This is a genomic window from Amycolatopsis sp. NPDC051071 (assembly GCF_040682875.1).
Taxonomy (GTDB): domain Bacteria; phylum Actinomycetota; class Actinomycetes; order Mycobacteriales; family Pseudonocardiaceae; genus Amycolatopsis.
Genome location: NZ_JBFBBY010000225.1, coordinates 1 through 9,986, shown reverse-complemented (window position 1 = coordinate 9,986; position 9,986 = coordinate 1). Strand labels below are relative to the sequence as shown.

The following is a 9,986-nucleotide window of genomic DNA, read 5'->3' as shown; positions in this document are numbered from 1 at the left end:
TGTTTGGGTTCGTCGTACCCCCCCAAATCACTCACGACCCCCAGACCTGATCTGCCGTTCTTCAGCGGAGCCGGTAAGCGTGGATGATGCTCTGGGTCGTGGTGTTCCCGTCGGCATCGGCGGCTTTCGCCCGCAGGGAGACGGATCCGGTCGCCGGGTGGCGGAGCTCGGCGTTGTACCGGCCGTCCTGCCCGCTCACCTTCGCGGGCCGCCAGTTGACGCCACCGTCGTAAGACACTTCGACCTGCAGGCCGGTGATCGCGGCGGGACCGTCCTGCCGGGACACGGTGACCGGGACGGTGAAGGTGCCGCCGCCCGGCGCGCTGTTGGCCAGATCCACCGCCGGGGTGTAACGCACCTCCAGCAGCGGCAGCGCTCGGCTCGGTCCCCGGGCGAATGCGCTGCGGAAGGTCCATTCGGCGGAGACCTTGGAGGACAACGACGCCCAGGGTTCGTCGCGCTCCGCCTCGGTGGTCAGCCGGTAACCGGCCTCCTCGGAAGGCGCCACGAACACCGCGCGCCCGGGAGTCGCCTGACTACCGTAAAGCCGCCCTTCACGGTAGAGCGCGGTGCTGCCGCGGTCACCCGGCGCGTCCAAGTCCGCGGTTCCGGTGTGCCCGGCAGCGTCGGAGAACAACGGGATGCTGATGTCGATCTCCTGCGCGGTGCGTGCGGCCCAGGGACGGTCGGCCGGATAGACGCGCTTGCCGCGGAAGCCGGGGCCGGTGACCGCGCCGTTCCAGGCCAGCCGGTAGCTTTTGCCCGCCGCGAAGAGCTCCTCACCGCGCAGGTCACCACCTAGGCTCGGACTGTCGCTCACCAGCGCATTGAGGAAGGCCCACTTGCCCGGCGTGTAGTACTCCTGACGTTCCGCCCGCACGAGGCCCGGTGTTCCATAGCCCAGCCGGGACAATCCCAGGCGTACCCCTGCCACCTGGTGGAACGCGTGCACCTGGGACGAGTCCTCCGCCGAGTAGCCGTGGAAAGCCATGGTCACCGCCGCGAGCTCGGACTTGCGCACCGAGTGCTCGAGTTGTGCCGGGACCCGTCCGGTGGCCGGAAAGGACAATTCATAGGCGTCCCGGATTTCCGGGCGGGCGATCACGGCAGCGGTGCCGTCACCGGTCCGGGCCAACGCGGCGAGCCGCTCGGCGTTCACGCCGGCGATCTGGACGGTCGGCAGCGCCAACGCCCCGGCGGCCTTGGAGCCGGTCAGTTCGCTGGACGGTTTCGCCGCGGCCGCGATCCGGCTGCCCGGCTGCCCGGCAAGCTCCGCGCCGTGACGCACCGCGACCGCGGGGGGCGACCACACGGCCACCATCGCGCCACCGTGCTCGCGCACCGTGGCGACCCGTTCGGCCAGAGTCTCCGGGGTGGTGTCCCAGGGCAGTTCGAGCACCACCAGCCGGTCGCGCACCTCGACTCCGGCCAAGTCTTCCTCGCGACCCGCACCGCCGAACGCCAGCGCGGGCGTCCGTGACCCCACCGGCAGGGGTGCGCCGATCGCCGCGGTGGGGACTTGAAAGCGTTTCGGCTGTTCGCCGAACAGTTCCAGCCGCGGTTGTTCCAGGCGGTGGCTGGCGCCGAAGTAGAAGGCGGCTGACGAGGTACCCGGCAGGGTACCGGCGAACATCTCCTGGAAGCGCTGGTCGAACGGGAACACCATGGAGTTCGTGTGGTCGGGGCCCAGGCGCACTCCCATCTCGACCAGCGAGCTGCCCCCGGTCACCTCTGGCTGGTCGACGTTCGCGGTGACCTTCGCGCTGTGGCGGGTGTCCAGGGTGACGGTGGTGTCGCGCGTCAGGTTGAGCTCCGGGTGGGCCATCACGGCCATCGAGGGCTCCAGCCCACGGCGCGGCGTGATCAGGCTGCCCACCAGCGCGTAACGGTCAGCGGGCAGCCGCAGGGTGCTCCCGGTGGGCACGTCGCTTTCGCGGCCGCCACCGCTGAGGCTGATCACGTCGACCGTCGCGCGAGAGTTCGCGGTCGCCACGGCGCCGTCGCGGTCGATCATGCGCAGCGTCAGCTGATAGACCGGTGCCGCCACCGCCTGTACGCCCGATACCGCCAGCAGCCCCGCTATCAGCGCCGTACTCAGTAAAACAGTTCGCCGGAAATGCACGCTTGCCCGATTCATCAACTGCCTCTCGCTCGATGAGTGGACCATGTATCCCGTATCCGCTCGCGGGCGGATACGGGTTCACGCGGTCTCGGCACATCGGGTTCTCACCACCGGCCGTGCGGTCAGGATCCCCTTGGCTCCGCGGTTCGGCAGCCGGGCGCCACCAGGATCTTTCCGTCGACCTGCCCACTCGCGACTGGCTCAAGTCCCTGGGCGACCAGGTCGTCCAGCGTGATCACGGAGTGGAGCAACAACGGTCCGAGCGTGCCTTCGGACAGGATCTCCAGTGCTGGGCCGAGGTCCTCGTCGCAGACGTGGGCAACGTTCGAGCCGACGGTGATTTCACGCAGGGTGAGCGCGAACAGGTCCACGGTGGGCTTTTCCTTGGGCAGACCGACGGCCAGCACGCGGCCGCCAGTGGTCACCATTCGCAGCGCGGTCTCGAATTGCCCGGATGCCCCGCTGGCTTCGATCACCACGTCCGCGCCGCGGCCCCTGGTGTTCTCCAGGACCCTTTCGACAACGTCCTCCCGCGCGGAGAGTGTGCGGTTCGCGCCCAGCTTCGCGGCGCGTTCGAGCTTGGCTCCGGGAAGGTCGATCACGGTGACGTCGGCGTGGTTCAGGCGGCTCAAGCCGGCGAGGACGAAAGTACCGATGGCGCCGGCTCCGATGAGCACGACGGACTCTCCGTCGCGAACGCCGGCGCGACGGGCGGCGTGGAGTCCGACCGCCAGTGGTTGCGCCATCGCGGCCGCGTCGAAAGACAGACCGGCAGGGATCGGCCTCAGCGTCCTGGCCGGCGCCACGACGTACTCGGCCAGCCCGCCTGGCGCGTTCAGGCCGAGGGTGTAGTAGTCGCGGCAGATGTTGGTGCGGCCCAGCGCGCAGCGGTCGCACCGTCCACACCAGACTCCGGCGCCCGCGGCGACGGAAGTGCCGGTGGGCAACTCACCGCGGCCGTCGACGACCTCGCCGACGAACTCGTGACCGGGAATCATCGGGCCGAGGTGCCCGCTGGCCGGGTGCCGCCGGTGCAGCGGCGCCATCACCGGGCCGGCGGCCCATTCGGTCGCGTCGGTGCCGCAGATCCCGCTGCGCCGGACGGCCACCAGCACCTCGTCCGCACGGGGTTCCGGCAGCGCGACCTGCTCGATCCGGATGTCGCGAGTGCCGTGATAGACGGCTGCCTTCATGGTGGCGGTCATGCGCCGGCCTCGACTTCGGAGCGTTTGGTGGTCGGCTCTGTTTCGTAGTCTCCGGTGCGGGGCAGGAGCAGGGTCGACAGGGCGGCGAGAGCGAAGAACCCTGCGCAGACCAGGAGTCCTCCGCTGAATCCGACGATTCCTGCGATCCCGGCCAGGCCGAAGGGAGCGAAGGCGGAAATGCCGCGGCCGACGTTGAAGCAGAATCCCGCACCGGTGGTGCGTGCCCGGGTGGGGAACAGTTCGCCGAGGTAGGAGCCGAAGATGCCGAAGAAGGCGGTGAAGGCACCGAACAGCGGCCCGAGCCACAGCAGGGCGGCCTGGTCGGTGGTGAAGGCGTAGATGGGCAGGGTGAGCGCGACGCCCAGCAGGGTCAGGATGATTGTCCCGCGTCGGCCGATCCGGTCCGCGAGGAACCCGAAACCGTTGTAGCCCAAGAACATTCCGACGTTCAGGATCGTCACGAACAGCGCGACGTCACCCGCGGGAAGACCACGTTCGGCGGTGAGATAGGTCGGCAGCCAGGTCGTCGCACCCCAGTAGCCGGTGAGCGCCAGCGCGGCCATGAGCGTGCCGAGCAGGGTCGTCCGGCGCAGCGATCCGCTCAGGACGTTCCGCACGGTGACGGCGTGGTCGGTGCGCTGGACCTTGTGCGCGACCCAGTCGGCGGATTCCCGGAAGAAGACGAGGACGACGAGCACGGGTACGACGACCGCGGTTCCGGCGGCGAGGAACATCAGGCGCCAGTCCGGCAGGAACTGTCCGGACACGACGGCCGCGAGCGCTCCTCCGGCGGGAAAGGCGCTGATCACGAAGGCGGCGGCGCGGCCACGGTGCCGCGGTGGCCAGGTCTCGACCACGTAGGCGGAAACGACGCTCCACACCGCGCCGAGCCCGATCCCGGCGGGGAACCGCAGGATCAGGAACACGGCGAAGTTCGGGACCACGGCCAAGGCCGCGGTGAACACCCCGAAGATCAGCAGTGAGGCGACCAGCGCCTTTTTCCGGCCGAAGTTGTCGGCCACGTAGCCGCCCGCGACGCTGCTGACCCCGATGCCCAGCAAGGTCGCCGTCGCGAGAAGTCCGGCTTGGGTCGCCGTCAGGCCCATGTCGTGCCGGATCACCGGGAGTGACAACGACAGCAGGACGATTTCCAGCGCGTCGAACAAATACGCGAGGAAACACCCGCCCAACACGATCCACCGGGTACTTCGCATCTCGCACCTCCACGTTGAGTTGCCGTTGAACGTTTTCCGGGCAGGGGAAACCGGACGGCCACCGGAACGGGGCCGCCGGGAGGGAAGCCGGGTCAGGGTGTTTCGGCGACGAGCACGAGGTCGAACGTCAAACTGGCCCATTCACCCTGCGGACGGGAGCCGTCAGGAGCCGTTCCGTCGTGGTGTTTTCCGCTCCGCACGACGAGGCCTTCCTTCACGCCGAACACCGCGTCGCTGTCGAGATAAGGGTCGCCGTCGAGGAAGAGGTGGGTGATCAGCGTCCGGAAGCCCGGCGCGGTGACCTTGAAGTGCAGGTGCGCGGGCCGCATCGGGCCACGGCCCGCGGCCGTGAGGAGATCGCCGACGGGGCCGTCGTGCGGGATCGGGTACGGGGCGGGCAAGACCGACCAGAACCGGTACTCCCCATGCCTTCCGGTGCGCAGCCAGCCACGACCGGCCGAGCGGTCGTCGGTGTACTGGACGTCGTAGAAGCCGTCCTCGTCGGCTTCCCAGACGTCCACGCGCGCGCCGGGGATCGCGGTGCCGTCGGTGTCGCGGACCTGTCCTGAGACGTGGCAGGGTGTCCCGGCCGCGCCGCGCGCGATGTCACCGCCGAGCGGGATTTCCGGTGACTCGTCGACGAAGAACGGGCCGAACACCGTCGCCTCGGTCGCCCCGGGCACCTTCGGCTCGTTGATGGCGACGGTCAGCATGGACAGGCCGAGGACGTCGGACAGGAGGATGAACTCCTGGCGACGGTCGTCGGTGATGTGCCCGGCGCGGGTGAGGAATCCGATCGCCGCCTCCCACTCCTGTTCGGTGAGCCGGACGTCGCGGGCGAAGGCGTGCAGATGCCGGACCAGGCTCCGCATGACCTGCCGCAGCCGAGGGTCTGTGGTTCCGTCGAAGCTGGCCACGACCTCGTCGGTCACGGCTTGTTCGCGGTCGGCGGGGTTCATGTCGTCTCCTTCGCGGGATCGGCCCCGGCCCACGCCGCGTGCAGCAGCCCTCTGATGCCGTCGGCGGTGACCGGGCGCGGATTGTCGGCGGGTGCGAGCGCGAGGATGTCGTCCAGCACGGCCTCGATGTCGTTCTCGCGCAGGCCGAGATCCCGCAACCCGGCGGGAACACCGAGCTTCTCGCCGAGTCGCCGTAACCCTGCGGCCGGCTCGGGCAGACCGAGAGCGGACGCGATACGGGACGCGGCTTCGGGCGCGTACGGGGCGTTGAACGCCAGCACGTGCGGGAGCACGATCGCGTGCGTCCGCGCGTGCGGCAGGTCGAACGCGCCACCCAGCACATGACAGATCTTGTGGTGCAGCCCGGATCCCGCGACGGCGAACGCCGATCCGGCGAGGTAGGCGCCGAGCAGCAACTCGGTCCGGGCATCGAGGTCGCCGGAGCCGGCGGCGATCGCGGGCAACCCGTTCGCGAGATGCCGGATCCCGTCTTCGGCCACCGCACTCGACACCGGATTCCGCTGAGGCGCCCAGAACGCCTCGACGCAGTGGGCCATCGCGTTCAGTCCACTTGCGACAGACAGCTCAGCGGGAAGCGTCAGGGTGAGCTCGGGGTCGTAGACGACCGTTCGCGGGAGTACGCGCGGGTCGGTGCCGGTGGTTTTACGGCTCTTCTCGGTCAGTCCCCACACCGGGGTGACCTCGGAACCGGCGTAAGTGGTGGGCACGGCGAGGATCGGCAGCCCGGTGGTGAGCGCGACGGCTTTGGCCGTCCCGGTCGTCGATCCGCCGCCAACGCACAGCACGAGATCGGCTCCGGCGGCGGCCTCACGAGCCCGTTCGGCGACCTCGACCGGAACGTGCGGCCGGACTTCGGAGAACGTGACCGCTAGCCGGTCGGCGAACGGGGCACACAGTTCGCGCGCCAGCTCGGCCTCGGAATCGGCCGCGATGAGCAGGATCCGCCGCGCCTCGAACGCGTCGACCTCGGCCCGCAGCCCGGTGCGCGCGACGCCGGATCCGAAGACCACCCGGCCAGGCAACGCGTCGTAGGTGAACGCGCTCATCGCGACGGCTCCGGCAGGACGGTGGGCTGGTAGGCCAGCAGCAGCCAGCGGCCGTCCTCGCGCACCCAGACGGCCATTGCCTTGTTCGCCAGCGTTTTTCGGGTCCCGCCCGCGGTGATGTCGGCGAGCATCTCCCCCACCACGACCGCGGTGCCCCCGGACACCAGGATCCGGTCGACCGGATGATCGATGCGGTGGTAGACATAGAAACCCGACCACAGCTTGTCCACATAGGACTCCAGTGTGTCGGTGACCGCGTTGGAGTGGGTGTAGGCCAGATCGGGGTGGGCGTGCGCGGCGAAAGCGTCCACGTCACCCGCGATCACCGCCGCGTACCGGGCGTCCTCCAAGGCGCGGATGGTCGATTCGATGTCGGCCGTGGTGACACTGCTGGTCATGAAAGTACTTCCTCCTTGGTGACCGGCCGGTTGCGCAGCCGCAGGGCCGCGAGCACCTGTGCCATGTCTTCTTCGCCGTGCCCCGTCGCCGTCGCCTCGTCCAGCACGGCGTAGGCGGCTTCCGCGCCCGGCAGATCGAGTCCGGCGGCGAGTTCGAGGGCGAGGCCGAGGTCTTTGCGAATCAGGGAGATCGGGGCCGCGACACCGGCGGACGCCGGGGACAGAAACGCCGCCTCCTTGTAGCCGACGTAGGGTGCGCCGGCCGCGCTCCCGCGCAGAACGTCGTAGAAGACCTTGAGATCCAGCTCGCCCGCCTCGGCGATGAGGAGGCCTTCGGCGACGCCCTGGCTGAGGGTGGCGAGGACGGCGTTGACCGCCAGCTTCGCCGCGGACCCGGACCCGACGGGTCCGGTGTGGAACTGTGCCGCCGTCATCGACGCGAGAACCGGCCGCACCCGGTCGAACTGCTCTGCCGTGCCGCCGACCATGGTGCTGATCGTGGCCGCCTCGGCCATCGACACACTCCCGGACACCGGCGCGTCGATGACGCTCACCGGCCCGGCGATGGCCAGTTCCTTCACGAGGGCGGGGCCGACGGTGCCCATGACCACGTGCAGATGGTCTCGCCCGGCACCGGCCAGCCCGGTCAGGACCAGCTCCCTGGTCGCCACGCCATCCGGCAGCATGCTGATGGACAGCTCCGCCTCGGCGAGTCCGGACGCCGAGGCGACCGCCGTGATGCCCTCCGGGACAGCGCCGAGCCCCGGGTCATGGGCCAAGACCGTATGTCCCGCCTGTGCCAGCCGGAGGGCCATCGGCAGGCCCATCCGTCCGAGCCCGGCGAATCCGATCAGCACGGCATCTCCTCTGCATCACTCTGCCTTGTCCAAGTGTTCACTAATATTGAACACTTGGACGCAGTCGTCAAGTGGCAGCGGACGAGAAGGGTGTCAGCGGCCCGGGTCTCGCTGGGCTTTCGCGGGGCCTACCGGCACGCTGGAGCCCAGCAAAGCAAGGGCCTCGACCACGTTCGAAGGCCGCGAGGAGGCCTCGCTGGAAAGGCCGCCGACCTGGGACTCCACCCACTCGCGGGTGTGGTCGAGGTCTCGCCTGCCGGATACGAACCACACGCCGCGCGCGGGTTCGGCGCCGTGGTTGAGGTACAGGTGCGGACGGGTGGAGTCGAAGCACAGCGAGTCACCCGCGGCGAGCAGGTGCCGGTCGAAGTCGAGCAGCAGGGTCAGCTCGCCCGACAGCAGGTAGGCATACTCGGTTCCGCTGTGGCGCATCAGTTTCCGGTCGGCCGAGCTGGCGGCGCCCGGCTCGTAGGTGACCAACAGGGCGTCGACGTCGGTCTGGCCACCGATGGCGAGCCGCTCCCATCGGACACCATTGGCCATCTCCAGGACCGGGTTGTCGGCAGCACGCTGGACGACCCCGGACGACGCCCGCGGAACCGGCTGCTTCGCCGTCTCACCGGTGACCGGCTCGGCCTGACCCGCGCCGAGGCCGAGCAGTTCGTCGAGTGAGATGCCGAGATGGCTGACCAGCGCGTACAGCGTGCTCACCGAAGGCTGGGACCGCCCGGTCTCGACCTGCGAGAGCAAGCTCGCCGAGACCCCGGCCGCGGCCGCCACCTTGCGCAGGCTCAGCTTGCGTTCTTCCCGTGCCTTCCGCAGCGCGGGCCCGATCCTGTCGTCCACCGCGACCCCCTTGCATCTCAGTTCGCTATCACTGAACACTACCGCCGAGTCGAGACCAGCAACCGAGTTGTGAGTGACCTGTGGCGCGCCTCTCTTGACAGCTGTGTTCAGTCACATTAAACAGTGGTGCTGAACAAGTTGTTCCTCAACTCGAAGCCTGTCCGGAGGCACCGATGCCCACCAGCGAACCGATGATCAAGGCCGTTCTGGCCGGGCGTCCCGTCACACGTGAGGACGTGCGGGCGTGGGAGACGAAGCGGATGGGCAAGGCCGCCGCGAAGATCGGCCTACCGGTCCCGGCAGGCGAGCTCGCCGGCGCGCGAACGGCCTTCGCCGACGCCAAACTCGCACTCGGGCCGGATGAGGTCCGTCGCCGTCTCGCCCGCGACATCCGCCGCGCCGACGCCGTCGCCCGCACCTCCACCCGCCTCTCACGCGGGCGCCGCGTCACCAGCACCTGCGACCTCTATGTCACCGGAGCCGGTACCGCCGCGGAGTTCCTCGCCTGGTTCAGCGACACCGGACGGGACGACTACGCCCACAGCATGATCGCCGCCAACCCGGACCACTTCCTGATCGACACCGCACCCGACGGACGACAGGAAGTCATCGAGACGACCGGCGGCAGCCCACTCGCGACGCGGTTCCTGGTCGACTACTCCGACACCGCGGAAATCATCACCCACCGGAATCCAGAGTTTCCTTTCGAGGCCTCGGGCGTCGCCCGGACCGGAACAGGCCTGGCCATCGGCGGTGTCCGGCACGAGTTCCGCGACCACGCCGACGGCTTCCACGCCCACCTGTGCGTCGAGTTCCCCCGGCTCACCATGCCCTCCATGGTCACCCAGCACCGGCTGCACCTCGCCTGCGAATTCTCGAACTGGGTCGCGCTGGCCTTCGCGCACTGAACAAGTCCGTGTTCACGTCGAGGGATAAGGCATACGTGGCGTGACGGAGCTTCTGCCGTGAGTCTGGATTGGCCGTCGGGCCCGACCGTACCCCGAAAGTCCTCAATGGACACTTCTCGGCGGGCAAATGTCTGCTTGACGCCGGTATTTACGTTTACCGAACGGGTCATGAGTCGTTCTGGCCAAGGGTGTTCTGTTCTAGGTACCTACGGCGGTGAGCCGGGTAGCGGCCGGTCCTTGAAGGACTCCTTGAGGGGCCCAGAGTCCCTCAAGCTTCCCCTCACCCGTCCCGGAAGGCCATCACGAGCCCCAGCGGCACCACCAGTCACCACGGCGGCGCGTGAAGGACCCCTTCCCTCGGCTCAGCCGAAGAAACTCGACCTTCACACCTTCCCCAGTACAGGAAGGCC

At 69.1% G+C, this 9,986-nt stretch carries 9 protein-coding genes; 1 reads left to right on the top strand and 8 read right to left on the bottom strand.

Annotated features, from left to right (window positions below; all coding sequences use genetic code 11):
- Nucleotides 1–61 precede the first annotated feature (61 nt).
- The 8 genes from AB0M65_RS37810 to AB0M65_RS37775 form a co-directional block, all read right to left on the bottom strand.
- Nucleotides 62–2,137 carry a hypothetical protein gene (locus AB0M65_RS37810; RefSeq protein WP_364039338.1) on the bottom strand — a complete coding sequence of 692 codons (2,076 nt, stop codon included), beginning with the start codon at nucleotides 2,135–2,137 and terminating at the stop codon, nucleotides 62–64.
- A gap of 107 nt (nucleotides 2,138–2,244) precedes the next feature.
- The gene (locus tag AB0M65_RS37805) at nucleotides 2,245–3,327 is read right to left on the bottom strand and encodes an alcohol dehydrogenase catalytic domain-containing protein (RefSeq protein WP_364039335.1); all 1,083 of its coding nucleotides are present in this window, start codon (nucleotides 3,325–3,327) and stop codon (nucleotides 2,245–2,247) included.
- Nucleotides 3,324–4,541: an MFS transporter gene (locus tag AB0M65_RS37800; protein WP_364039332.1), complete on the bottom strand. Its 1,218-nt coding sequence runs from the start codon at nucleotides 4,539–4,541 to the stop codon at nucleotides 3,324–3,326. The genes AB0M65_RS37805 and AB0M65_RS37800 overlap by 4 nt, the downstream gene beginning before the upstream one ends.
- A 92-nt stretch (nucleotides 4,542–4,633) precedes the next feature.
- Nucleotides 4,634–5,500, bottom strand: coding sequence for an intradiol ring-cleavage dioxygenase (locus AB0M65_RS37795; RefSeq protein ID WP_364039329.1), 867 nt, complete (start codon nucleotides 5,498–5,500; stop codon nucleotides 4,634–4,636).
- Nucleotides 5,497–6,567, bottom strand: a complete 1,071-nt coding sequence (locus tag AB0M65_RS37790; RefSeq protein ID WP_364039326.1) for a maleylacetate reductase — start codon at nucleotides 6,565–6,567, stop codon at nucleotides 5,497–5,499. The genes AB0M65_RS37795 and AB0M65_RS37790 overlap by 4 nt, the downstream gene beginning before the upstream one ends.
- Entirely contained in the window at nucleotides 6,564–6,965 is a 402-nt protein-coding gene (locus AB0M65_RS37785) for a nuclear transport factor 2 family protein (protein WP_364039323.1), read from the bottom strand. Before AB0M65_RS37785 ends, AB0M65_RS37790 begins: the two co-directional genes overlap by 4 nt.
- A complete protein-coding gene (locus AB0M65_RS37780; RefSeq protein WP_364039320.1) occupies nucleotides 6,962–7,822 on the bottom strand; it encodes an NAD(P)-dependent oxidoreductase in 861 nt (286 codons plus the stop codon). Before AB0M65_RS37780 ends, AB0M65_RS37785 begins: the two co-directional genes overlap by 4 nt.
- A gap of 93 nt (nucleotides 7,823–7,915) precedes the next feature.
- A complete protein-coding gene (locus AB0M65_RS37775) occupies nucleotides 7,916–8,668 on the bottom strand; it encodes a helix-turn-helix domain-containing protein (protein WP_364039317.1) in 753 nt (250 codons plus the stop codon).
- A gap of 173 nt (nucleotides 8,669–8,841) precedes the next feature.
- Between AB0M65_RS37775 and AB0M65_RS37770 the strand changes: the two genes are divergently transcribed.
- Nucleotides 8,842–9,576 carry a hypothetical protein gene (locus AB0M65_RS37770; protein ID WP_364039315.1) on the top strand — a complete coding sequence of 245 codons (735 nt, stop codon included), beginning with the start codon at nucleotides 8,842–8,844 and terminating at the stop codon, nucleotides 9,574–9,576.
- The last annotated feature ends 410 nt before the right edge of the window (nucleotides 9,577–9,986 follow it).